The organism is Micromonospora sp. WMMD1219, assembly GCF_049315215.1.
Classification (GTDB): domain Bacteria; phylum Actinomycetota; class Actinomycetes; order Mycobacteriales; family Micromonosporaceae; genus Micromonospora; species Micromonospora tulbaghiae.
This window is the reverse complement of record NZ_CP186057.1, coordinates 4,881,104-4,904,809: the sequence shown is the minus strand read 5'-3', so window position 1 is coordinate 4,904,809 and position 23,706 is coordinate 4,881,104. Positions and strand designations below refer to the sequence as shown.

The following is a 23,706-nucleotide window of genomic DNA, read 5'->3' as shown; positions in this document are numbered from 1 at the left end:
CTCTCGGCCCTGCTCCCGGACGCCGCGCGGCGGTGGAATGAATGTGCCACCGGGAAGCGCGGTGCGAGGCACAGGAAGGGACGTGGAGACAATGACCGCGACAATCGAGCGGACCCCCGCCGTCAAGCGGACCCCCGCCGCCACCATCGCTCCGGCGGCGCACACCGAGACCACCCGCCAGAAGGCCACCCGGTACGTCTGGGCCGGTCTGCGGCTCGCCCTGGGCTGGGTGTTCCTCTGGGCCTTCCTCGACAAGATGTTCGGCCTCGGCCACGAGACCCCGGCGAAGAACGCCTGGATCAACGGCGGCAGCCCCACCAAGGGCTTCCTCGGCAACGCCGTCGAGGGACCGTTCGCGGGCTTCTACCAGAACCTGGCCGGCGCGGCCTGGGCGGACACGCTGTTCATGGTCGGCCTGCTCGGCATCGGTGTCGCCCTGATGCTCGGCATCGGCATCCGGGTCGCCGCGGTCGCGGGCGGTCTGCTCCTGGTCCTGATGTGGACGGCGGTGCTGCCCCCGGCGAACAACCCCTTCATGGACGACCACCTCATCTACGCGGGCCTGCTGGCCGGCCTGGCCCTGGTGGGCGCCGGCAACACCCTCGGCCTCGGCCGGGTCTGGGCGAGGCTCCCCCTGGTCCAGCGTCTCCCCTGGCTGAAGTGACCAGCTCGCCCCGGGGCGGGCGTCGCCGACAGGCGGCGCCCGCCCCCTTTCGTGTCCCCGCCACTCCGGTGTGCGGGGACCGGCGCGTATCGGCCGGTCGCGATCCGGCAGGATCGACAGTGACCACACCGTCAGCACCCGAGGAGACCCGCTCATGGACAAGCCCGAGGTCGGCCCGATCGAGGGCGCGCCGCCCGCCGATCTCGTCGTCGAGGACATCACCGTCGGCGACGGCCCGGAGGCCCGCCCGGGCCAACTGGTGAGCGTGCACTACGTGGGCGTGGCCCACTCGAACGGCCGCGAGTTCGACGCCTCGTGGAACCGGGGTGAGACGTTCGAGTTCCCGCTCGGCGGCGGCCAGGTCATCGCCGGCTGGGACCAGGGCGTCGTGGGCATGAAGGTGGGCGGCCGGCGCCGGCTCACCATCCCGCCGCACCTGGGCTACGGCGCCCGGGGCGCGGGTGGCGTCATCAAGCCGAACGAGACGCTCGTCTTCGTGGTGGACCTGCTCGGCGTGCGCTGAGCGCAGCGCCGTCCACGTCGGGCCGTCGGCACTCGCGCCGGCGGCCCGTCGGGTGCCCGGCCGACGCGCGGCGGCCCGGTTCGTGCCCGGGGCGCGCAGCGGCTCCGCTCGTGCTCCGGCCGCCCGGTGCCCCGCTCGGGCTCAGGCCGCGCAGGCCACCAGGTCGTGGGCGCGGCCGGGCAGGTCGTGGGCGCGGCCGGGCAGGGCTTGCGAGCGGTCGGAGCAGCGCACCGGGAGCACCCGGTGCAGGCCGGTCACCCGCAGCACCCGGGCCACCACCGGGTCGGGATCGGTGAGCACCAACTCGCCACCGCGGGCCCGGACCCGCAGGTGGGTGGCGACCAGCGCGCGGACCCCGGCGGCGGAGAGCAGCCGCACACCGGACAGGTCGACCCGCAGCACCGGCCGGGCCGGCGCCGCCCAGAGCGCGGCCCGGAACGCCGTCACGGAGGCGATGTCGATCTCGCCGACCGGGCGCAGCTCGACCACGTGATCGTGCACGTCCATCGCCACGTGGAAGCGCTCAACGCTGTGTACCATGCGACCAAACCTACCCGGCCCCACCGACATTTCCGGGCCTCGCGGCGGGGGCTCCGGGTACTGTCCGGGACCCGACCCCGAGCCGTCTCAGGGTCAACCCGCAGCCGCCACGCCACGCCGCGCCGGACACCGCGAAACGCCGTCGGGGACTGCCCAGCGCGACGCCGCCGGGCCACAATGAGCCGATGGCCGTCCCCCGCCCGCGTGCCCCCCTACTGATCCGGCCGGTCCGCGAACCGGCCACGGTGCCGCCGCCGCTCACCGGCCCCTGGACGCCCGCTGACACCCGGCTCGACCGGGCCGACCTGCTGCCGCTGCCGGCCGGCGGGCACGGCCCGGAGGACGTGGTGGTCGACGGCGACGGCCGGGTGGTCACCGGCGACGAGGACGGCCGGCTCTGGTGGTGGCCGGCCGACTCCCCGCCCGGCACCCCGCCCACGCTGCTGGCCGAGACCGGCGGACGACCGCTGGGCATCGAGCACGATCCGGTCGACGGCGGGTTGCTGGTCTGCGACGCATACCGGGGACTGCTGCGGGTCGACCCGGCCGGCCGGGTGCACGCGCTGACCGGCACCGCGCCGCCGGTGCACCTGGCCGACAACGCGGCGGTGGCGCGCGACGGCACCGTCTACTTCACCGACTCGTCCGACCGGTTCCCGCTCTCGCACTGGAAGCGCGACCTGCTGGAGCACCGGCCCAACGGGCGGATCCTCGCGTACGACAGGGGCACCGGGCGCACCGACGTGGTCGCGGACGGGCTCTACTTCCCCAACGGGCTCGCGCTGACCCCGGACGAGTCGGCGCTGATGCTCGCCGAGACCGCCACCCACCGGCTGCTCCGGGTGGACCTGCCGAGCGGGCGGGTCACGGTCCTCACCGACCTGCCCGCGTACCCGGACAACATCTCCGCGGTCGGCGACGGCACCTACTGGGTCGCGTTGCCCAGCCCTCGGCTGCGCGCCATGGAACGGCTGCTGCCACACCCCCGAGTGCGGCAGATCGTGGCCCTGCTGCCCGGCGCGGTGCAGCCGCAGCCGCGCCGCTACGGGCTGGTCGCGCTGGTCGACGGCACCGGCCGGGTGCTGCGCACGCTGCACGGCCCGAGCGGGGCGTACCCGATGGTCACCGGCGTGCGGCAGCACGGCCGCCACCTCTGGCTGGGCAGCCTGACCGCGACCGGGGTGGCCCGCGTCGGCCTGGACTGAGCACGACGGGCCGGCCCGCGCGAACGCGGGCCGGCCCCGTGGCCGTTCCTCCCCAGGTTCAGCCGCCGCTGTTGCTCCGCGAGGGGGCCGGGGCCGGTGACGACCCGCCGGCCACCGCGCCCGGGTGCGGCGTGGCGCTCTGCGTGGGCTTCAGCCCCGCCGGTACGGGCAGCGCGCTGCCCTTGGCGAACTCGTCCCAGCCGACGTTCCAGGCGGTGAACCCGTTGCCCTGGTCGAGCTTCACCTCGGTGCCCTTGACCGTCACCAGGTCACCGACCTGCGTGAAGCCCATCAGCCAGTCCGCGGCGGTGGCCGAGACGTTGGTGCAGCCGTGCGAGACGTTCGTGCTCCCCTGGTCGCCCTCCGACCACGGCGCCGAGTGGATGAACTCGCCGCCCCAGGTCAGCCGCTGGGCGTCGTCCACGTCGACCACGTAGCCGCCGTTGGGCTCACCACGGGTGTCGAACGTGGTGTGCTCGTGCTTCTCCATGATCACCATGTTGCCGCTGGACGTCGGCGTGCTCGCCTTGCCCAGACTCACCGGGATCTTCTTGAGCACCTTGCCGTCCTGGTAGACGGTCATCTGCTTGGTCCCGTTGTCGATGTCGAGCGTCACCTGGCGGCCGACCTTGGCGCTCGCGACCCGGTCGGAGTCGCCGATCGCGTCCTTGCCGATGGGCAGCCCTTGCAACGCGCTGCGCACGCTGATCTTCGTGCCCGGCTTCCACCGGTCCGGCGCCCGGTACTCGGCCTGCTTGCCGTCGGCCACCCAGGACCAGGTGCCCGGCTGCGGCGGGTCGGTCTTCACGAACAGCCGCCGCTGGACGTCCGCGCGGGCCTCCTTCGGAATCGGCGGGTCGAATCCGAGCACGACCGGCATCGCCGTCCCGTACGTCTGATTCGGCCGGAAATACAATTCGCTGGTGACGGCCGGTTTGGTGGATTTGGCCATCGTCGTGAACGTCGTCTTCTGCGTGGCGGTCTTGCCGGAATCGCCGGTCGCGGTCACCTCCGCGGTGTACGTCCGGGAATTGGCAAGCGGCCGGTCCGGCACCCAGCCGGAGCCGTCCTCGCGCGGCTGGGCCGGCACCGCGTTTCCCTTGTCGTCGGTCAGCTTGACGGCTGTCACCTTGCCGTTGCTGACCTTCGTCCCCACCTCCGCGCTGATCGGCACGTCCCGGGTACGGTCGGCCGGCGACACGGAGACCGACGGTGGTGCGGCCTCGGCCCGCTTCGCCACCGACTTCGGGCCGGCGGTACACGCGCCGACCGCCAGCGGCGCGGCTGCGACGGTCATCGCGAAAAGCGTCAGTCGGCGCCTCGCAAACATATTTCGCCCCCCATTTCCGAACCCTCTCGCCCACATTCTGTAGGCCCGGGATCGCGCCGTGGCACCTTCGGCGGAATTGCTCGGAAACAGCTGCGCGAATTGTGCCGGACAGGTAAATCCCGTCCCCGCTTGCGCCCCACGCCCCCTCCGCCCGGTTCCCCGCCGCTCGCACCCGCCTCACGCCCCCCCGCCCCGCGCCGGCCCGGCCCGTCGATCATGAAGTTAGCCGCTCGATATGCCCGCTTTCTCCCCGTCAACCTCATGATCGACGCAGAGACGGCGAGCGCCAGGGGGCCGATGCCGCGCGATCTTGGTACCAAACGGCCCCCAGAAGGGCCCTTTCCTACCAAGATCTCGGCCCGTCCCACCGTGCGACACAACCGTCTCGCGAGACGGACAGCGCTGGGTACCGCGGGTCAGTCAACCCGGGCTCTCGCCCACGCCACCGGGCCACTGCCGCGATCTTGCGATTGCGGCCCTCCAGAAGGGGGCGAACAGGGCACGTCGGGGGCAGCGAGTGCAAGATCGCGGAGGGGCGGCGGGGACGGTGCGGCCCCGGCCCTCTTGGTGAGGGCCGGGGCCGGAGGAGTTGGTCAGACGTTGGCTACCAGCAGGGCGGGCTGCTCGACGCAGTCGGCGACGTGGCGCAGGAAGCCGCCGGCCACGCCACCGTCGCAGACCCGGTGGTCGAACGTGAGACTGATCTGGGTCACCTTGCGGACGGCGAGCTGCCCGTCCACCACCCACGGCTTGTCGACGATCCGGCCGACGCCGAGCAGCGCCGCCTCCGGGTGGTTGATGATCGGCGTGGAGCCGTCCACGCCGAACACGCCGTAGTTGTTGAGCGTGAACGTCCCGCCGGTCAGCCGCGCCGGTGGCAGCGTGCCGGCCCGGGCGGCCGCCGTGGTCTCGGCGAGCGCGGCAGCCAGTTCCCGGGTGGTGAGCCGCTGCGCGTCGCGTACCACGGGCACGACCAGGCCCCGGTCGGTCTGCGCCGCGATGCCCAGGTGCACGCCCGCGGACTGCACGATCCGCTGTCCCTCGGTGTCGACGTGCGCGTTGAGCTGCGGGTACCTCCGCAGGCCGCTGAGGCAGATCCGGGCCAGCAGCGCCAGGATGCTCACCGGCGCGTCAGGGGTGGCCGCGTTGATCGCGGCGCGCGTCTCCAGCAGGCCGGTGGCGTCCACGTCGACCCAGATGGTCACCTCGGGGATCTCCCGCCGGCTGCGGGAGAGCTTGTCGGCGATCACCTTGCGGATGCCGGTGAGCGGGATGACCGTGTCACCGTCGCCGGCCGGGGCGAGCCCGACGTGCGCGACCGGGGCGTCCGGCACCGCCGCGAGCCGGGCCGCCGGAGCGGGGGCGGCCACTGCCGCGTCCAGGTCCGCACGGCGGATCACGCCGCCCGGCCCGGTGCCGCGCAGCGACGCCAGGTCGATGCCGTGCTCCTTCGCGAGCCGCCGCACGATCGGCGAGATGACCAGCGGCGCCGCCGGTCCACCGGTCGGTGCCGGCTCGGCCGTGCGGTCCGCCGACCGGACGCCGCCCAGGGCCGGCGAACCGGCTGGCCCCGGACTCGCCGGGGCCGGAGAGCCCGCGTGCGCCGAACCCGCCAGGGCCGGAGAGGCCGCCGGGGCCGGAGAGCCGGACGCGGACGCCGGACCGGGCACGGGGCCCGCCGCGTTCGGCGTGCCGTGCTCGGGGGCAGGGCTGGGCGCGAGGCCCGTCGCGTTCGGCGTGCCGGGCTCGGGGGCCAGCGCCAGCCGCGGACGGCGCCGCCGCCGGCCGGTGCCGCCGTGCCCGGTACCGTAACCGATCAGGACGTTGCCGGACCCGGCCCGCTCCTCCTCGCGGTAGGTGGCGTGCGGGTCGGGGGCGTCGTCGAGCGGGGCGATGGTGATCAGCGGCTGACCCACCGGGCGGACCTCACCGGCCGCGCCGTGCAGGGCCACGACCCGTCCGGCGTACGGGCACGGCACGTCGACCACGGCCTTGGCGGTCTCCACCTCGACCACGGTCTGGTCCACGGTGACCACGTCGCCGACGGCCACGCGCCACTCGACGATCTCCGCCTCGCTCAGCCCTTCCCCGAGGTCGGGCAGGAGGAAGTCGCGGGTTCCGATCGCCGCTGTCATGCCGTGCCGGCCGGGCATGCCCACACGGCCCTCGCTCCGCTCGGTGCGTTCGGTCATGCCGCCACCCACCGCGTGTCGGGCTGGTCGTCCCACTGCAACCGGGCCACGGTGTCCAGCACCCGGTCGACCGAGGGCAGGTGGGTGTGCTCCAGCATCGGCGCCGGGTACGGGATGTCCAGCCCGGACACCCGCAGCACCGGGGCGTGCAGGGCGTGGAAGCAGCGCTCCTGCACCCGGGCGGCGATTTCCGCGCCGACACCGGCGAAGCCCTGCGCCTCCTGGATCACCACGCACCGGCCGGTACGGCGTACCGAGGCGGTCACGGTGGCGTCGTCGAACGGCACAATGCTGCGGACGTCGACGACCTCCAGGTCCCAGCCCTCCTCGCGGGCGGCCTCGGCGGCGGCCAGTGCGACCGGCACCGCCGGGCCGTACGCGATCAGCGTGGCGTCGGTGCCGGGGCGGCGCACCACGGCGGTGCCGATCGGCGCGGTACGGGCCGGCAGCTCGGCCTCGGCGCTGGTGAAGTAGAGCTTCTTGGGCTCCAGGAACACGACCGGGTCGGGGTCGTCGATGGCGGCACGCAGCAGCGAGTACGCGTCGTCGACCGTGGCCGGGGTGACCACCTTCAGGCCGGGGGTGTGCGCGTAGTACGCCTCGGACGAGTCGCAGTGGTGCTCCACGCCGCCGATGCCGCCGGCGTAGGGCACGCGGATGACGATCGGCACGCTGAGTGCGCCGCGGGTGCGGTTGCGCAGCTTCGCCACGTGCGAGGCGATCTGCTCGAACGCCGGGTACGCGAACGCGTCGAACTGCATCTCGACCACCGGCCGCAGCCCGGACATGGCCAGGCCGACGGCGAACCCGACGATGCCGGCCTCGGCGAGGGGGGTGTCGAAGCAGCGCTTGTCGCCGAAGCGGGCCTGCAGCCCGTCGGTGATCCGGAAGACGCCGCCGAGCTGGCCGACGTCCTCACCGAAGACGAGCACGCGGTCGTCGTCGAGCATCGCGTCGGCGAGCGCGGCGTTGAGCGCCTTCGCCATGGTCATGGTGGCCATCAGGCGTCCCCCTCCGCGTCGGCGGCCAGTTCGGCCCGGACCATCTCGCGCTGCTCGACGAGTTGCGGCGTCGGCTCGGCGTACACGTGGTCGAACAGGCTCAGCGGGTCCACCGTCGGCTGGGAGTCCATCCGGCGGCGCAGCGCCGCGGCGTACTCCTCGGCCTCCGCGGCGATCGCCGCGACGGCGTCGTCGTCGAGCACGTCCTTGACCCGCAGGTACGCCTCGAGCCGGGCGATCGGGTCGCGGTCACGCCACGCCTCCACCTCGTCGGCGTCGCGGTAGCGGGTCTGGTCGTCGGCGTTGGTGTGCGGCTCCATCCGGTAGGTGTGTGCCTCGATCAGGTAGGGGCCCTTGCCGGCGCGGGCGTGCGCCACGGCGCGCTCCAGCACCGCGAGGACGGCCACCGGGTCGTTGCCGTCGACCTGCTCGCTGGGTACGCCGTAGCCGACGCCCTTGTAGGCGAGGCTCGGCGCGGCGGTCTGCCGGGACAGCGGCACGCTGATCGCGTACTTGTTGTTCTGCACCAGGTAGACGACAGGCGCCTTGAACACGGCGGCGAAGTTGATGCCCTCGTGGAAGTCGCCCTCGCTGGTGGCGCCGTCGCCGATGAACGCCAGGGCCACCGTGTCGCGGCCCTGGTACGACTCGCCGTAGGCCAGCCCGGCGGCGTGCACGCACTGGGTGGCGAGCGGGGTGCACTGCGGCGCGGTGCGGGTGACGGCCGGGTCGTACCCGCAGTGCCAGTCGCCGCGCAGCAGCGTGAGCACCTCGACCGGGTCGAGGCCGCGCGCGGTCAGCGCCATCGACTCGCGGTAGGTGGGGAACACCCAGTCGGTGTCGCGCAGCGCGAGGACGCCGCCGATCTGGCACGCCTCCTGGCCACGGGCGGACGGGTAGACGGCGAGGCGGCCCTGCTTGGTGAGCGCGGTGGCCTGGACGTCGAAGCGGCGGCCGACGACCATGCGACGGTACATCTCGCGCAGCGTCTCGACCGGCGGCTCCGGGTAGTCGTCGCGGGCCGGCAGCGGGGTCCCGTCGGGTTCGAGCAGCCGGACCGGTTCCCGCTGCGGCATGAAGCCGGCCGACGGGTCGGGTGCGGCCGGGGTGGTCTTCCGGCGGGTGCGCGGGGATGCCCTGCGGACCGCCTGGGGTGTGGTCGTCACGGCGGGGACCTCCTGGACGTGTGGTGGCCCTATGCTCCCGGTCGTGGATGATTGACTCAACATGCGGGATGAACGCGGGACGAATGGCACGGGAGGGCGGCTGAGGTGAGCCAGGAGACCGGCACCACACCGGGCGCGGCGGGCGGAACGGGACGTTCGGCCGGGCCGCTCGACGAGGTGGACCGGCGGATCCTGCGTGAGCTGGTCCGCGACGCCCGGACGTCGATCCGTACGCTCGCCGAACGGGTGCACGTCTCCCGCACCAACGCGTACGCCCGGGTGGAGCGGCTGCTGCGCGACGGCGTGCTGACCGGGTTCACCGCGCGGGTCGCGCCGGAGCCGGCCGGGCTGGGCACGTCGGCGTACATCGCGCTCACCATCGAGCAGAACACCTGGCGGGAGGTCTCCGCGGAGCTGGCCCGGGTGCGCTACATCGAGCACGCGGCGCTGCTCAGCGGCGAGCACGACGTCCTCGCCCTGGTCCGGGCGCCGGACAACGCGACGCTGCGGGACGTGGTGCTGGACCGGGTGCAGAGCATCGCCGGCGTGCTGTCCACACGTACCTGGCTGGTGTTCGAGGAGTTCGACGGCACGCAGAGCCCCTGGGACTGACCGCCTCAGCGTTCCGGCGGCGACTCCAGCCCTTCGGCGTCGGCCCGCTCCAGCAGCGCTTCCAGCGAGTACCGCCGCCCGTCCAGCCCGGCATGCGGGTCTCCCCGCTCGGCGAACCGGGCGGGCATGCTGAGCACGTCGAAGTCCTCCGGGCGGGCGTCGTCCAGCTCGGACCAGTCCAGCGGCGCCGAGACCAGCGCCGCGGGCGTCGGCCGGATCGAGTACGCCGAGGTCATCGTGTGGTCGCGGGCCATCTGGTTGTAGTCGACGAAGACCGGCCGGTCCCGCTGGTCGCGCCACCAGGTGGTGGTGACCAGGTCGGGCAGGCGGCGCTGCATCTCCAGGCCCAGCGCGAGCACCGCCCGCCGGCACTCGCCGAAGCTCCAGCGCGGCTCGATGGAGACGTAGACGTGGATGCCGCGCCCGCCGGTGGTCTTCGGGAAGCCCTCCAGGCCCAGCTCCGTCAGGAACGCGCGTACCTCGTGCGCCACCGGCACCACCTGCGCGAAGTCCACGCCCGGCATCGGGTCGAGGTCGATGCGCAGCTGGTCGGGGCGTTCCACGTCGTCCTTGGACACCGGCCACGGGTGGAAACGCAGCGTGCCCAGGTTGGCCGCCCAGATCACCACGGCCAGCTCACTCGGGGCCACCTCGTCGGCGGTACGGCCACTGGGGAACGTGATGTGCGCGGTGCGCACCCAGTCGGGCGCGCCGGCCGGAAGCCGCTTCTGGTAGAACGCGTCGCCCTTGTTGGTCTGCCGGGTGGCGACCTTGGCGCCCTCGAACACGCCGCGCGGCCAGCGTTCCAGCATGGTCGGCCGGTCCTGCAGCGCGCGCAGGATGCCGTCGCCGACGGACAGGAAGTAGCGGACCACGTCCAGCTTGGTCAGCCCGCGCTCCGGGAAGTAGGGCTTGTCGGGGCTGGAGACGCGGACCAGCCGCTCCCCCACCTGGATCTCCTGCGCCGCCGTGGTCGCCACCGTCACACCGTAGCGATCCTTCCCGGCCGTGGGGACCGGCTCACCGGGACTCCGTCGTCACCGACAGCCGGATCCAGGCGTCGACCCAGGCCCGGACCGCCGGTTCGCCCGGGTCGGCGCCGAGCGTCCCGGCCAGGCCGGACAGGGCCGCGCCGCAGCGCTCCAGTCCGACTCCGGCGAGACCGGCCGCCGTCGTGCGCAGCCGCTCGGGGAAGCCGGCCGCCAGGTGCCGCAGGCCGGTGTGCGCGGCCTGGGCGAGCAGCGCCGACGCCGTACCCAACGCGGCCGCGACCGGGTCGGGCCGGACGTCGACCGCGCCGGCCAGCCGGCCGTCGCCCGCACCGGGCGCCAGCTCGGGTACGACCACCGCGTCGGCGACCACCGCCAGCGGCTCGACGACGAGTCCGTCGGCGCCACGGCGGACCGTCCCGCTGACGTAGCGCGGCGGCCCGTGCGTGCCGTCGAGCGCCGCCGCGAGCGCGTCGAGTGCGCCCGGTGCGGCGGCGTGGTGGGTCGCGGTGACGGTAGCCGTGCCCCCGTCGGCCCCGGTCACTGTGGCGTCGAGGCGCTGCTCACCGGCCGCGTACCCGATGGCGCGCACCTCGCCGAGTGCGAGCACCCGCACGGCCTCGGCGGCGGTCCGGGGGCGCAGCAGCCGGGGTGGCCGGCCGGCCAGCTCGGCGGCGAGCGCGTCCGGGTCGCCGGTGAGCAGGCCGGGCGGCAGCTCGGACCACGACCCGGTGCCGGGGGTGACTGTGGTACGGGCCAGCCGGCCGGCGGCGAACCGGAGCCGGTGCGCGGCGCTGCGCACCGCCGACTCGGAGACCACGTTGCCGGTGGCGAGCGCGCCGAGCGTGGCGCCGGTGGCCCGCCGCCCGGCCAGTTCGTGTCCCGTGGGCGTGCCGTCGTCGGTGACGGGGTAGGCGCGGCGCAGCACCAGCACCGAGACGGCCGCCGGGTGGGCGAGCACCACGTCCACGCCCACCTCCCCGCCGCTGCACCGGACCCGGGCGCCGAGGCCGGTCAGGCGTACCCGCCGCAGCGGCGTCTCCGCCGGCTCGTGGGTGCCCAGCACCCGCTCCGGTGGCGTGGCGCCGGCGTTGACCACCGCGCGCCGCCGGGCGGGCAGCTCGGCGAGCAGGTCGGCGAACGTCTCCGGCCGGTAGCGGGCGCCGCGCGCGGCGTACGCCTCCAGCTGCCCGGCCAGGTCGTCCACCGCCAGCAGCGGCCAGCGCAGACCGGCCGCGTCGAGGTCACGCCGGACCGCCGCCAGCCGGGCGTCCACCCCGGAACCCAGGTGCGCGGCCCCGGTCAGCAGCACGTCGGCGGCCAGCGTCACCGCCGCGTCCAGCGCCGGATGGTCCGTCACGGTGGCCGCACCGCCGACGCGTACCTGTGCCTCGGGACGGTCCGGGTGTTCCCGGTCGGCCGCCCGGCACGCCCACACCGCGAGCGCGATCGCCTCGCCGCCGTCGTCGGCCGCGTCGCCGCGCGCGTACCCGATCTGGCGGGGCACCAGGAAGCGGACCGTGCCGGTGGGCAGCTCCACGCGCGGGACCGGGTCGGCGGCGTCCGGCCGGTGGACCACGGCGGTGTAGCCGCGCCGCCGGCGCCGCTGCGCGGCGGCGAGCGCTGGTGCGCCGATCGCGGCGGCCAGTTCCTCGTCGGTGACGTCGCCCGGCGACCACCGCCACGGCTCGCCACCGGCCCGGGCGTCGTCCCGGCCCGGCGCGGCCTGCCCGTCCGGCGCGGCTTCCAGGTTCGGTGCGGCCTTCCGGTCGCCTGCCGTGTCGTAGCCCGGCGCGACCTCCCCGTCCGGTGGGGCCTTCCGGTCCGGGGCGGCGTCGTGGCCCGGTGCGGCGTCGCGGTCGGGCGGGGCCTGGCGGTCCGGGGTGTGGGCGTGGGTGCGCTGGTAGGTCAGCACGACGGCGAGCAGGTGCCGGCACACGCCCGGCGCGGGGCAGGAGCAGCAGGCCGCCGCCAGGCCACCGCCGCCAGGCGGGAGCGTGACAGTCACCCCGTCCGGGTACGCCGCGCGCACCGCGCCGTCGGTGTCCTCGATGAGCGTGGGCCGCTCACCGGCGTCGACCTCCTTCGTGGCACGTTTCACCAGGCCCCTGTTGCTCAGCGCGGCGAGCACGTCCGGGGTGAGCGCGATCAGGTCGGCGCGGGTCATGCCTCGTCTCCCTACCGGCCGACGTGCTCGGCCACGAACGCCGCCAGCTCGCCCGGCGTCATCGCGCCGACCGCAGCGCCCACGTCGGCCAGCCGCTGCGCGGTGGCCCGGTCGTACGCCGGGTCGGCCTCCTCGTCCAGCGCGGCCAGGGCCAGCACGTGCGTGCCCTGCTCCACGAGTTGCTTCACCGACCGGACCAGGCGCCCGGCGTCGCCGCCCTCGTAGAAGTCGGACACCAGCGCGACGATCGCGCGGCGAGGGTTCTCCACGAGCTGCGCGCCGTACGCGACCGCGCGGGCGATGTCGGTGCCACCGCCGAGCTGCACCTTCATCAGCAGCTCGACCGGGTCGTCCACGTCGGAAGTCAGGTCGACGACCTCGGTGTCGAAGGCGACCAGGTGGGTCCGTACACCGGGCAGCCCCCACAGGCAGGCGGCGGTCACCGCGGCGTGGATCACCGAGCCGAGCATCGAACCGGACTGGTCCACCAGCAGGATCACCTGCCAGCGGTCCAGGTGGCGGCGGGTCCGGGAGAAGAAGTGCGGCTGCCGTACGTGCAGCCGGCGCTCGTCCGGCCGCCAGTGCGCCAGGTTCGCCCGGATGGTGCGCCGGACGTCGAAGTTGCGGGCCTGCCGGAACCGGCTGGGGCGTCGCGCCCGGGGCCCGGAGAACGACTGCCGGACGTCGGCGGCCAGCCGCTCGACCAGTTGCCGCACCACCGCCTCGACCAGCCTGCGGGCCAGCCGCAGCACCTCCGGGTCCATCAGGTGCTTGGTGCGCAGCACCGCGCGCAGCAGTGCCGGGTTCGGTTCGACCCGGGCCAGCACCGCCGGGTCGGTGACGACCTCGTGGATGCCGTACCGCTCGACCGCGTCGCGTTCCAGCCGCTGCACCGTCTCCTTCGGGAACAGCCGGGTGATCCCGTCCAGCCAGTCCACAGTGGTCAAGGCGGACGGGCCGGACCCGCCGCGCCGCACGTCGCGGCGGCCCAGTTCGGCGTCGCGGCCGTAGAGCCAGTCCAGCGCGGCGTCCCGGCCGGCCGCCTCGGCCGACAGGCCGCCCAGGCTGTCCTGCGCGGCGTCGCCGAGCACCAGCCGCCAGCGTTCCCGCATCGGGTCGCTCACGTCCCGTCCCCCTCCCACAGCCCCTCCCGGGTCAGCACCGCGTCGACCCGTTCCTCCACCGCGCGGGCGGCGGCCACCAGCAGCGGGTCGGCGTCCAGCCGCAGCAGGTCACCGGGCGGCGCGTCGCCGCCGTGCAGCGCCTGCACGTGCCGGGCCACCTCAGCCCGTTCCCGGGGCGGGAACCAGCCGAACGCCTGCCGCAGCGCCGGCAGCGCCACCAGGAAGTCGTGCGCGCCCATCGAGGCGAGCAGTTCGTCCACCACCGTCAGCAGCGCCGCGTCGCCGCTGACCGCCTCCTCCCGGGCCAGCGCGAACAGCCCGCCCAGCCAGTCGCCGAGCGTGTCCGGCGCGGCCACGGCCCGGAGGGCGCGGGCGGCGTCCGGCACGTCGCCCAGCGACCAGGCCAGGCCCAGCGCCGCGCCGCGCAGGTCCGGCGGGGCCGCCGCGTCGCCCGCCACCCGCCCGGCCACTGCCAGCGCGCCGTCCCGGTCGAGCCCCAGCGCCGGACCGGCGTGGCGGACCGCGTCCCGGACCGCGACGAGCGCGGTGAGCCGCCCCGGGTCGGCCGGCGCGGCCACCGCGCGCACGCCCTCGACGAGCCAGAGCGCCCGGCGTACGGCGGCGGTGATCAGCGCGCCGAGCGGGGCCGTTCCGGCGCTGCCGAGGAGGTGGTCGTGCCGCCACAGGGCCAGTGCCACGGCCAGGGCCCGGCCCAGCGCCCGCAGATCGGTGACCGCGCCCGCGGCGTGGGCGATCGCGGTGAGCGTCCGGGTGGAGTGCTCGGGCAGCCCGGCCAGCGCGGTGTCGAACAGCGTCGTGGCGAGCGCGTCCACGTCCGCGCCGAGCAGCGTCACCCGCTCCTCGATCCGGGCGGTGACCGCGTCGAGGACGGTCGGGCCGTACCCGCCGGCCTCGATCACCCGGGCCAGCCGGTCCGCCGACGGCGCGGGCGTCCAGCGTTCGGTGAGCAGCGCGTCCGCACCCACCCGCGGGCCGCTCTCGCGGGCATGGCCGGGTACGTCGAGCAGCCGCAGCCGGTGCAGCAGGCGGCTGCGGGCCAGGTCGTCCGCGTCGGTCAGGTCCAGCTCGACCGGCTCGCGCCCGTCGATGCGGTGCCGTTCCAGTTCGGCGTCGACGTCGTGCACCAGCGGCGGAAGCGGCGTGTCCGGGTGCAGGCGGCCCACCCGGTCGCCGCTGAGCGCGGCGACCATCTCCACCACCACCGGATGCGCGCCGGGTGCCAGGGTGCCCCGGGTCGCCCACGGCAGCGGCTGGTCGAGCGCGTCGGTGACCAGCGCGGACACCAGCCCGTCGAGCACGTCGACCCGGCCCGGGTGGGCGTGGCCGCGCAGCCGGGCCAGGCCGCCGGCCATGCTCCGGGCGGCGATCAGGTCGGCGGTGGAGACGGGCTGCCGCCGGGTCCGCAGCCGGGCCGCCACCGCCTCGGTGAGCGCCTCCGCGGCCCGGCGCGGACCGTCCTCCCAGACCCGCTGGTAGTACGCCGGGGAGGGCATGCCGGACTGGTAGCCGACGAACGCGTCGAGCCGCCGGAACGAGTACGGCACGAGGTAGCTGCCCGCCACCGCGTCCGGTGCGGGAGTGGGGACCTCCGGCCAGTCGTCGTCCGCCCCGTCACCGTCGGCGGTCAGCCGGACCAGGGCGGGACGGTGGAAGCCGCCGGTCACCACCAGCACCGGACGGCCGGCGGCGCGGCGCCGGGCGGCGCGGACCCAGCGGGCCATGTACGCCTCGCGGGCGGTGTCGTCATCCCCCGCCGCCGACTCGCCGCGCAGCACGTCGAAGTACGTGTCGAGGCGCTCGGCCAGCCCGTCGTCCGGGCCGATCTCGAACAGGTGGTCCCAGAGCGCGTCCACGTTGTCCACTGCCAGCGTGGCGCAGAGCCGGCGTACCGCCTCGGCGTACCGCTGGTCGGCGTCGGCGTACCGGTTGGCGCGGCCGGACAGCGCGGGATGCCACGCGGGCAGGTCGATGAAGCGCAGCTGCGCACCCGCCTCCCGGCCGGCGGTCAGCGCCACCCACTCCGGCGAGTACGCGCAGAACGGGCTCCAGGAGGCGTGCCGCCGCGTGCCGTCGCGGTGCGCGGTGAACACGGCGATCGGCAGCTCGTGGTCTCCCAGCAGCTCGTCCATCCGCCCGTTCAGGTCCGCCGGCCCTTCCACCAGCACGTACGCCGGACGCAGCCGGGCCACGGTGGCCGCCACCAGCCGGGCGCAGGCCGGACTGTGGTGCCGGACGCCGAGGAACGTGACGCCGTCGGGCGCCCCGGTGACGCTCACCCGGGCAGCAGGTGCCGGGCGTCGTGCACCGCCCGCCACTGCGCGCCGGAGCGGCGGGACACCTGCTGTTCCAGGTAGCGCCGCAGCCGGGCCAGGTCCTCCGCGTCGTCCTTCGCGGCGGTGCCGGCCAGGCAGGCGACCAGGTCGGCGGCGTCGCCGGGTTCGCCGCGCAGGAACCAGCCCCGCAGCCCGACCGCGTGCGCCACCGAGACCGCCTCCGCGGTGCTCATCACCGCCGACAGCCGCTCCATCGCGTCGCCGCGTTCGGTGACCCCGGTCCGCAACTCCCGGAACGTGGTGACCAGCACCTCCAGCAGGTCGCGCCGGGGCGGCGTGGTCACGCCGGAACGGCGCAGCAACTCGCCCGCCTCAGCCTCGACCAGTTCCAGCTCGGTGCCGAGGTCGGGGATCGGGAAGACGGTCTCGAAGTTGAACCGCCGCTTGAGCGCGGCGCTCATCTCGTTGACGCCGCGATCACGGGTGTTCGCGGTGGCGATCACGTTGAACCCCTCACGGGCGAACACCATGGCGTCGGCGCCCGGCAGCTCCGGGATGGCGAGCACGCGGTCCGACAGCGGGGAGAGCAGGCAGTCCTGCACCTCCAGCGGGCAGCGGGTGATCTCCTCGAACCGGACCACCCGCCCCTCGGCCATGCCGCGCAGCAGCGGCGCCGGCACCAGCGCGCGCGGGGACGGGCCGTCCGCGACCAGCAGCGCGTAGTTCCACGAGTAGCGGATCTGGTCCTCGGTGGTGGCCGCGCCACCCTGGATGGTGAGCGTGGAGTCGCCGCTCACCGCGGCCGCGAGCAGCTCCGACAGCAGCGACTTGGCGGTGCCGGGCTCGCCGACGAGCATCAGCCCGCGGCTGGTCGCCAGCGCCACCAGCGCCCGGTCGATCAGGGACGGGTCGCCGACGAACTTGCGCCGGATCCCGGCCGCCGGGTCACCGAGGATGAACCGCCGCGCGGCGCGCAGGCTCAGCCGCCAGCCCGGCGGGCGCGGGTCACCGTCGTCGGCGGCCAGCGCGGCCAGCTCGTCGGCGTACCGGACCTCGGCCGGCGGCCGCTGGGCTCGCTCGGCGGCCGGGTCGAGCGCGGTCACCGGGTCACCTCCGCCAGGTCGCGCAGCACCTCGGAGACGGCGACGTCGTCCAGGTCGCCGAGGCGGACCTTGCCGCCGCGCTGGAACCAGTCACCCTGCGGCACGTCGTTGACCCAGATCGCCTCGATCTTCTGGTCGGGGAACATGTCCACCACGCCGACCGCGATGCCGGGGTCGAGGTCGATCACCACGGCCCGGCCGCCGGGGACGTCACGTTCCAGCCAGCCCTGGATGCCGGCGTCCTGCGGGGTGCCGCGTCGCCAGCCCCGCCGTTCCAGGCTGAGCAGCCGCCCGGCCGGGACCGTGACGCCCATGTGCCGGTGCAGCAGCGCCTCACCGCGCTCGGCCGCGTCCAGCCGGTGCACCTCGCGCCCGAGCTGCGGGAAGGGCTGGAGGATCTCGTAGTCGGCGAAGACCTCCGCCCAGGCCGGCACCGCCGCGCCGAGGTGCAGCGGGTGCGCGATGGTGACGGTGGCGTCGTCGGGCAGCGCGTACGTCTCGTCGTCCACGTCGGCCAGCGTCCGGTCCTCGGCCACCCGGAACGCGGCGCCCACCGTCCCCGCGTCGTCCACCGTGGCCCAGACCAGTCGGCGGACGACGTGCCAGAGCAGCGGGTGGGACAGGAAGTAGCGGCGGAAGTCCGCAGCCGGCCAGCGCCGCCCGGTCACCATGGCCGCCTCGAAGCGGCGGATCTGGTCGGCGGCGAGCGTGCGCACGTCCTTCTTCAGGCCGGCGAAGCGTTTGTGCGCGGCGGGCGCCAGCGTCGCGTCGTCCCGGGCGCCGGGCTTGGGCAGATCCTTGCGGCGGGCGCCGGTGCCGTCCACCACGTACGGCTTGAGCTGCTCGTCGAAGCCGACTGTGAACCGGCGCGGCCCGTAGTCGAGGACCAGGCTGCCGTCGGCGTCCAGGCCGAGGTCGGGCACCAGCCGGTCGCCGAGCTGCTCGGGCGTCAGGCCCAGCCCGTCGGCGACCTCGGTGACCTTGCGCGCCGCCTGCTCCCGCAGGCCCCGGAACTTCACCTTCTGCGAGATGCCGTAGAGGTGCATCAGCGCCACGTCGGTGCCGATCTGCGCCAGCACCTCCAGGCCGGTCACCGCCCGGGTGTGCTGGCTCTCACCGGGCCAGGCCCGGACCAGCGGCGCGAGCCGCCGCGCGGTCGAGTCGTCGCCGAGCAGGCCCAGCGCGGTGAACGCCCAGCCGTCCTTCGACGGCGCGCCGGCGCTCTGCCAGCTCTCGAACAGCGCCCAGGCGAACTCCGCCAGGGAGTCGGCGTCGCACGCCGCGCGGACGATCTCCACCCCCGGGTACGGCTCGCCGGGCGAGGAGATGGCGAGCATCGTGCAGAGGTGGCGTACCGCGTCGGCGGGCAGCGCCGCCGAGCGGTCCCGCAGCAGCACCTGCGGCAGCACCGCCGGGTCCAGCCAGGCCGGCAGGCTCGGCATCCGGGCCGGGAGCTGGGCCAGCGGGTCGGCGTCGAGCATCGCCGTGGCGGCGGCGAGCGCCTCCTCACCGTGCTCCCCGGCCACGCCCAGGAGCGCCTCGCGATGCTCCGCGGCGACCAGGCGCAACGCCCGCTCGGCGGCCCGGCGCCGCGGTCCGGGCGCGCCCAGGGCGGCCGGCAGCAGCGCCCGCGTGGCGTACTCCGGGTGCCGCCGCAGCCAGGCCCGGGCGGTCGGGCGGACCGTCTTGAGCCGGTCGAGCCAGTCGGCCATCAGGTCGGCGACCTCACCGTCGGCGTACGGCAGCAGCACCTCGCCGACGCTCTTCGGCGCGCTGCGGGCCAGGTGCAGCGCGGTGGGCAGCGCGTCCAGCTCGTACCGGCCGGCGAGGCGCAGCATCCACCGGTCGGCGCCCCAGGACTCGTCGGGCCGCCAGGACGGCAGCAGCGGCCGGGCCAGCTCCTCGGTGGCGCGGACGAAGAAGTGGATCGCCGCGTACGACCCGGCCCGCCCGGCGGCGACCTCGGTGGCGAGCGCGCCCAGGTCGTTCCCGTGCCAGTAGCCGGCCCAGCCGGGCACGATCGCGGCCCACCGGTCCCGCTCCCCCGGCAGCCAGGCCATGGCGGACCCGGCGGGCCGTTCCAGCCCGTCCACCACCGGCGGGTTGGCTCGTGGGCGCCGGACCGACCAGGGCGGCGTCACCAGCACCGGCGGCAGCCGGTCCGGCGCGGCGACCGGCAGCGCGGACGCGTCGTCGCGGATCCGCTCGACCCGTTCCCGCCGCGCCGGGTCCAGCGCCGGCAGCGCGGTCTCGACGGCCGCCGGGTTGGCCAGCACGTGCGCGCGCAGCAACGTGGCGGCCTCCCGCGCGGCCGGGCTGCGCCCCTCGGCGGCGGCGGACAGCAGGCGCACGCCGCGCACCGGGAAGCGGCGCAGCATCTCCGTCACCGCGGGCGGGACGTACCTGCGGTCCAGCCGGTCGAGCAGCGCCGTCATCGGCTCGTCGCCGGGCAGGGCCGCCAGCAGCGACACCAGCCGCTGCCGCCCGTCCGCGCCGGTGTGCTCGTGGTCGAACCACCCGGCCAGCACCGGCGCGGCGGGCGGCCCGACCGCGGTGGTGGCGGTGACGATCGACGCCGGGTCGTACATCAGCCGGTAGACCTGCAGGTGCCCGGCGAGGGCGTGGATCGCGTCCACGTCGTCGACCGCGGCGAGCAGCAACTCGGCGAGGAACGGGCCCCCGTCGCGCGCCACGTCGGCGACGTCCTGGGCCACCCACTCCCGCTCGGTCGGCAGCAGGAACGAGGTGACCGCCCGCGTCGCCAGCGACCCGGACCGGTACGGGACCAGCGCGGCACGGGCGGCGGCGTAGTCGGCGTCGCCGGCCGCCGCGAGGTGCGCCCGGACGCGGCGCAGCACGGACTGGCGCAGACGCCAGTGGCCGTAGTTGTGTGACTTCTCCGCCTCGGTGCGGTGCAGCAGAAGCGGGGACGCCGACCCGGTGGCCGCCACGGTGATCTGCCCGGTCGCGGCGACCGCCGCGCCGACCGGGCCGAGATCGGCGACGAGCAGGTCGGCGAGGGCCACCCCCTGCTGGTCGCGCGCGTGATAGCCGAGCGCCACCGCCGCTGCCGCCACCAGCGCGGCCCCGCCCAGCGGACCGGGCTCGCCGTCCAGGTAGCCGCGCAGCGCCGGGCCCAGCTCCGGATCGTCGGTGGCCCGCGCGGTGGCGGCCACCGGGACGGCCACCGCGTCCAGCACCTTCCGCCCGGCGGCACGGCCCTTCGCGGCGCTCGGCAGGGCCGTGCCCGGCGTGCCGCCCCGGCGCGGGACCAGCATCCGCCGCCAGCCGGCCGGAACCTCGAACGCGTCCTCGTCCGGCAGCCCGCCGGCAGGCGACGTGGCCGACTGCGCCCCGGCCGGGTCGCTACCGGCCGCACGAGCACCGGCCGGATCGGCGCCGGCCGGCTCGGCGGCGGGCGCTTCCGGGTCGCGGCTCGGCGCGGCCGGCCCGGCGGCGGGCGCTCCGACGTGCCCCGTGGACGGCGCGACTGTCGTCTCGGCGTACCCCTTGCGCAGTTTCTCCGCGATCAGCCTGTCGGCGTGCGCGGCGGCCTCGGCCGGCGAACCCAGTTCCTTGACCTGGGTGCGGCCCTGCGCGCCGATCGATCCATAGCGGACCGTCACCGTCGCTTCGCGCTGCCCGACCTCCCAGAACTTGGCCGAGCTGCCGCCCACGAACTCGAATCTGCGCACACCGTCTCCTTGATCGCCCGCAGTGTGCCGGGACCATAACCGGCCCCACCGACACCCCTGGAACCGCCGGGGCGCTACTCGCTCCGCAGGGCCGTCGCGGTCCGGGTCCGGGCCGCCCACCCGGCCGGCAGCAGCGCTCCGAGCAGGGCCGTCAGCGGCCCGCCCAGCGCCAGCGCCGTCAGGAGGAGCGGCCCGTACACGTCGAGCAGCGCCTCCGGCAGGTGCAGTCCGCCGCTGGCGGCCATCGTGGGGACGACGAGCCGGTGCATCGCCACACCCGCGGGTACGCCGAGCAGCCCGCCGACCAGGCCGACACCGGCGACTGAGGCGACCACCATCGCGATCGTCTGGGCCGGCGTCATGCCGAGCGCCTTGTGCACGCCGAGATCGTGGACCCGGTCGCGCAGGTCGAGCACGAGCATGTTGAGCACACCCAGCGCGGCCACCGCGAGCAGCAGCAGGGTCAGCGTGGCGGTCAGCCCCTCCACGACCAGCAGGAGCGGGTCGGTCTCCGTGCCGCTCGGCCGCGCCGTGAGGCCCCGGCCGGCGAGTGCGCCGGTCAGCGCCCGCGCGTAGGCGCCGGCGTCGGTGTCCGGGGCGAGCGCGACGCGGTACTCGGACGGGTTCGAGCCGGTGGGCGTGGCGGTACCGGTGAACACCGCCATGACGGACTCGAACACCTCGCCGACGATGCGCAGGCGTACCGGCGTGCCCTCGATCCGGACCGTGACGGTGTCACCGATCCGCACTCCGGTGGCGCTCAGCAGGGGTCCGCCGACGACGGCCTCGCCGGGTGCGGCGAACCAGCGTCCGGACACCATCTCGAAGCCTTCCCACGCCGCGTCGCCGGTGATCGTCGTGACGGAGACCGGATCGGCGATGCCCGCGACGGTGCCCGGTGCCTGCGTGCGGCCGTACCGGGCGCGGGTGCCCGGCTGCGCGTCGATCGCCGCCAGCACCGCGGCCGGATCGGCGGTGGGAGCGGCGACCGGTCCGGCGTCCGGGTCGCCGGTCACCGTGACGTCCGCGACGTCCTGGGTGAGCGCGGTCTGGATGCGCAGCAGCGACGCGGCGAGCCCGGTCGCGAACGTCATCGCCGCCGCGCCGGTCGCGACCGCCAGCAGGATCGCGATCGTGCGGGCCGGCCGGGCGAACGGGCGGGCCAGGCCGAGGCCCACCGGCCGGGCCACCGGCAGCCGCGCCGCCAGCCGCGACGCCCAGCGGCCCCGCGCCGGACCGGACGCCCGTCCGACAGCGATGGCGTCCACGGTGCGAAGCCGCCCCGCTCTCAGCGCGGCCGCCCACGCGGTCAGCGTCACCACCGCCAGCACCCCGCCGGTGGCCAGGACGGTCACCCACCAGGCGATGGTGGTGTTCGCCGAACCGTAGATCTCCTCGGTCTCGGCCAGTACCGGCAGCGCGAGGAGGTTCCCGGTGACGGTTCCGGCGACGGCACCCACGGCGGCCGGGACCAGCGTCTGCGCGACGAACGCGCGGACGACACCCGCGGGGGTGCAGCCGAGCGCCTTGAGGATGCCGATCCGGCGGGTGGCGGCACCGACCGTGCCCGCGACGACAGTGCCGACCACCAGCAGCGCCATCACGATGCCGAGCAGCGCGAACGCGACGAGGAACGGCACGAAGACGGCCGCGTCCTCGACGGCCTGCTGCCGTACGTTTAACCAGGATCGGGCGCCGGTGACCGCGCCGGCGGGCAACGTGGCGACCACGGCGTCCCGGCCGGTCGCGACCTCCGTCGGAGTGCGCGCATCCGTGAACCGGTAGAGCATCTGGTACCCGTCCGCCGTGTCCGGCCCGTCGAGGACGCCGACGGCGGACGGCAGCACCCAGGCCCCGGCGGTGTCGCTGATCGACCGGGCCGTACCGACCACCGTGAACTCGGCGCCGCCGGGTGTGGCCAGGCGGGAGCCGGGCGGCACGCGGACGGCGCCGCCGCTCAGCACGATCTCGTCCGGACCGGCCGGCCACCGCCCGCCGGCCAGCTCGATCCGGTCGACCGGACCGCCGGGATCGGCGCGGGCGACGACTGTCAGCGGCGGCGTCCGCATCCCGCCGCGCTCCGAGAAGGCGACCACCAGCACCCGGTACGGGCCTGCCGCGGCAACCACGCCCGGCGCCGAGGCCGACGCGGCGAGCTGCGGTTCCGTCACCGCACCGGAGTCCGCCCGCACGGTCAGGTGCGCTCCCCGCTGGGCGGCGAACGCGTCGTCGAAGGGCGCCTGCGACGCGACGAGCAGCCCGCCGCCGAGCACCGTGGCGGTCACGGCGGCCGCGGTGACCAGACCGACGACGACTGTCTGCACCCGGCGGCGCCGTACGCCGGACCGGACGACCCGGCCGAGCCCGCTCACCGCCGCACCTCGACCCGGCCGTCGCGCAGGCGGATCGTCCGGCCGGCGGACGCCTCGGCCAGCCGCAGGTCGTGGGTGACCAGCACGATCGTCTGGCCGCTGCGGTGCAGCTCGTCGAGCAGGCGCCGGACGTCCTCCCCGGAGGCGGTGTCCAGCGCGCCGGTCGGCTCGTCGGCCAGCAGCAGCGCGGGCCGGTTGATCAGGGCGCGGGCGACGGCGACGCGCTGGCGCTCACCGCCGGAGAGGCGTCCCGGGTAGGCCTGCGCGTGCCGGGCGATGCCGAGCGAGTCCAGCAGGGAGGCCGCGTGCGTGCGCGACGCGCGGGCCGGGGCGCCGGCCAGCTGGGCGGGCAGCAGGACGTTGTCCAGCACGGTCAGGTCGTCGAGCAGGTTGAAGAACTGGAAGACCAGGCCCACGTGCGCGCGCCGGAACCGGGCCGACGCAGCCTCGCCGAGCCTCTCCAGCCGGGTGCCCGCGACGGTCACCGTGCCGGCGTCCGGCCGGTCCAGTGCGGCGAGCAGGTTGAGCAGCGTGGACTTTCCGCTGCCGGACGGTCCGAGCACTGCAACGCACTCGCCGGGCCGGACGGTCAGCGAGACGTCGTGCAGTGCGGGCGGCCCCTCACCGTAGCGGCGGGTCACCCCGCGTACGTCGATCACCGGATCGGTCATGTGTCGCCCCTTGTGGTCGGGCCGGTCGATTGGACGCCGTGACGTTAGGTGTGGGCCG

At 75.5% G+C, this 23,706-nt stretch carries 17 protein-coding genes; 4 read left to right on the top strand and 13 right to left on the bottom strand.

The window, feature by feature from the left end:
• Window positions 1-82 precede the first annotated feature (82 nt).
• Both ACN27C_RS22830 and ACN27C_RS22825 read left to right on the top strand, forming a co-directional pair.
• On the top strand, window positions 83-664 hold the full coding sequence (locus ACN27C_RS22830) for a hypothetical protein (RefSeq protein WP_374667520.1): 582 nt from the start codon (window positions 83-85) through the stop codon (window positions 662-664).
• A gap of 154 nt (window positions 665-818) precedes the next feature.
• Window positions 819-1,187, top strand: a complete 369-nt coding sequence (locus ACN27C_RS22825) for an FKBP-type peptidyl-prolyl cis-trans isomerase (RefSeq protein WP_120569670.1) — start codon at window positions 819-821, stop codon at window positions 1,185-1,187.
• Between the two features lie 141 nt (window positions 1,188-1,328).
• Here ACN27C_RS22825 and ACN27C_RS22820 read toward each other — a convergent pair whose 3' ends face one another.
• Window positions 1,329-1,727, bottom strand: coding sequence for an STAS domain-containing protein (locus ACN27C_RS22820; RefSeq protein WP_233586147.1), 399 nt, complete (start codon window positions 1,725-1,727; stop codon window positions 1,329-1,331).
• Window positions 1,728-1,912: 185 nt separating this feature from the next.
• Between ACN27C_RS22820 and ACN27C_RS22815 the strand changes: the two genes are divergently transcribed.
• Window positions 1,913-2,932 carry an SMP-30/gluconolactonase/LRE family protein gene (locus ACN27C_RS22815; RefSeq protein ID WP_422748018.1) on the top strand — a complete coding sequence of 340 codons (1,020 nt, stop codon included), beginning with the start codon at window positions 1,913-1,915 and terminating at the stop codon, window positions 2,930-2,932.
• 58 nt (window positions 2,933-2,990) lie between these two features.
• Here ACN27C_RS22815 and ACN27C_RS22810 read toward each other — a convergent pair whose 3' ends face one another.
• The 4 genes from ACN27C_RS22810 to pdhA form a co-directional block, all read right to left on the bottom strand.
• Entirely contained in the window at window positions 2,991-4,262 is a 1,272-nt protein-coding gene (locus tag ACN27C_RS22810; protein WP_199733120.1) for a L,D-transpeptidase, read from the bottom strand.
• Window positions 4,263-4,855: 593 nt separating this feature from the next.
• Window positions 4,856-6,397: a dihydrolipoamide acetyltransferase family protein gene (locus tag ACN27C_RS22805; protein WP_120573753.1), complete on the bottom strand. Its 1,542-nt coding sequence runs from the start codon at window positions 6,395-6,397 to the stop codon at window positions 4,856-4,858.
• Window positions 6,398-6,450: 53 nt separating this feature from the next.
• Window positions 6,451-7,455: an alpha-ketoacid dehydrogenase subunit beta gene (locus tag ACN27C_RS22800; protein ID WP_091417870.1), complete on the bottom strand. Its 1,005-nt coding sequence runs from the start codon at window positions 7,453-7,455 to the stop codon at window positions 6,451-6,453.
• Window positions 7,455-8,654 carry a pyruvate dehydrogenase (acetyl-transferring) E1 component subunit alpha gene (gene pdhA / locus ACN27C_RS22795; protein ID WP_422751665.1) on the bottom strand — a complete coding sequence of 400 codons (1,200 nt, stop codon included), beginning with the start codon at window positions 8,652-8,654 and terminating at the stop codon, window positions 7,455-7,457. The genes ACN27C_RS22800 and pdhA overlap by 1 nt, the downstream gene beginning before the upstream one ends.
• 72 nt (window positions 8,655-8,726) lie before the next feature.
• Between pdhA and ACN27C_RS22790 the strand changes: the two genes are divergently transcribed.
• Window positions 8,727-9,233, top strand: a complete 507-nt coding sequence (locus ACN27C_RS22790) for an Lrp/AsnC family transcriptional regulator (protein WP_030499924.1) — start codon at window positions 8,727-8,729, stop codon at window positions 9,231-9,233.
• A gap of 5 nt (window positions 9,234-9,238) precedes the next feature.
• Here the strand turns inward: ACN27C_RS22790 and ACN27C_RS22785 are convergent, their stop codons facing one another.
• From ACN27C_RS22785 to ACN27C_RS22750, 8 genes are all read right to left on the bottom strand, one after another.
• Entirely contained in the window at window positions 9,239-10,219 is a 981-nt protein-coding gene (locus ACN27C_RS22785) for a DNA polymerase domain-containing protein (protein ID WP_364805023.1), read from the bottom strand.
• Window positions 10,220-10,253: 34 nt separating this feature from the next.
• Window positions 10,254-12,389, bottom strand: a complete 2,136-nt coding sequence (locus ACN27C_RS22780; RefSeq protein ID WP_364805026.1) for an SWIM zinc finger family protein — start codon at window positions 12,387-12,389, stop codon at window positions 10,254-10,256.
• An 11-nt stretch (window positions 12,390-12,400) separates the two neighbouring features.
• On the bottom strand, window positions 12,401-13,513 hold the full coding sequence (locus ACN27C_RS22775; protein WP_120569662.1) for a VWA domain-containing protein: 1,113 nt from the start codon (window positions 13,511-13,513) through the stop codon (window positions 12,401-12,403).
• Window positions 13,510-15,810 (bottom strand): DUF5682 family protein, encoded by a 2,301-nt coding sequence (locus ACN27C_RS22770; RefSeq protein ID WP_422748014.1) that lies wholly within the window; start codon window positions 15,808-15,810, stop codon window positions 13,510-13,512. Before ACN27C_RS22770 ends, ACN27C_RS22775 begins: the two co-directional genes overlap by 4 nt.
• On the bottom strand, window positions 15,807-16,910 hold the full coding sequence (locus ACN27C_RS22765; protein WP_357826785.1) for an ATP-binding protein: 1,104 nt from the start codon (window positions 16,908-16,910) through the stop codon (window positions 15,807-15,809). Before ACN27C_RS22765 ends, ACN27C_RS22770 begins: the two co-directional genes overlap by 4 nt.
• Window positions 16,907-20,605, bottom strand: coding sequence for a DUF4132 domain-containing protein (locus ACN27C_RS22760; RefSeq protein WP_422748011.1), 3,699 nt, complete (start codon window positions 20,603-20,605; stop codon window positions 16,907-16,909). The genes ACN27C_RS22765 and ACN27C_RS22760 overlap by 4 nt, the downstream gene beginning before the upstream one ends.
• A gap of 74 nt (window positions 20,606-20,679) precedes the next feature.
• On the bottom strand, window positions 20,680-22,977 hold the full coding sequence (locus ACN27C_RS22755; protein WP_422748009.1) for an FtsX-like permease family protein: 2,298 nt from the start codon (window positions 22,975-22,977) through the stop codon (window positions 20,680-20,682).
• Window positions 22,974-23,648 (bottom strand): ABC transporter ATP-binding protein, encoded by a 675-nt coding sequence (locus ACN27C_RS22750; RefSeq protein ID WP_422748007.1) that lies wholly within the window; start codon window positions 23,646-23,648, stop codon window positions 22,974-22,976. The genes ACN27C_RS22755 and ACN27C_RS22750 overlap by 4 nt, the downstream gene beginning before the upstream one ends.
• Window positions 23,649-23,706 lie beyond the last annotated feature (58 nt).

Excerpts from the sequence above, each read along its gene's own strand:
- ACN27C_RS22820 (WP_233586147.1), bottom strand. The coding sequence starts at position 1,727 with ATGGTACACAGCGTTGAGCGCTTCCACGTGGCGATGGACGTGCACGAT.
- ACN27C_RS22750 (WP_422748007.1), bottom strand. The coding sequence starts at position 23,648 with ATGACCGATCCGGTGATCGACGTACGCGGGGTGACCCGCCGCTACGGT.
- ACN27C_RS22825 (WP_120569670.1), top strand. The coding sequence starts at position 819 with ATGGACAAGCCCGAGGTCGGCCCGATCGAGGGCGCGCCGCCCGCCGAT.
- ACN27C_RS22805 (WP_120573753.1), bottom strand. The coding sequence starts at position 6,397 with ATGACAGCGGCGATCGGAACCCGCGACTTCCTCCTGCCCGACCTCGGG.
- ACN27C_RS22810 (WP_199733120.1), bottom strand. The coding sequence starts at position 4,262 with ATGTTTGCGAGGCGCCGACTGACGCTTTTCGCGATGACCGTCGCAGCC.
- ACN27C_RS22780 (WP_364805026.1), bottom strand. The coding sequence starts at position 12,389 with ATGACCCGCGCCGACCTGATCGCGCTCACCCCGGACGTGCTCGCCGCG.
- ACN27C_RS22800 (WP_091417870.1), bottom strand. The coding sequence starts at position 7,455 with ATGGCCACCATGACCATGGCGAAGGCGCTCAACGCCGCGCTCGCCGAC.
- ACN27C_RS22815 (WP_422748018.1), top strand. The coding sequence starts at position 1,913 with ATGGCCGTCCCCCGCCCGCGTGCCCCCCTACTGATCCGGCCGGTCCGC.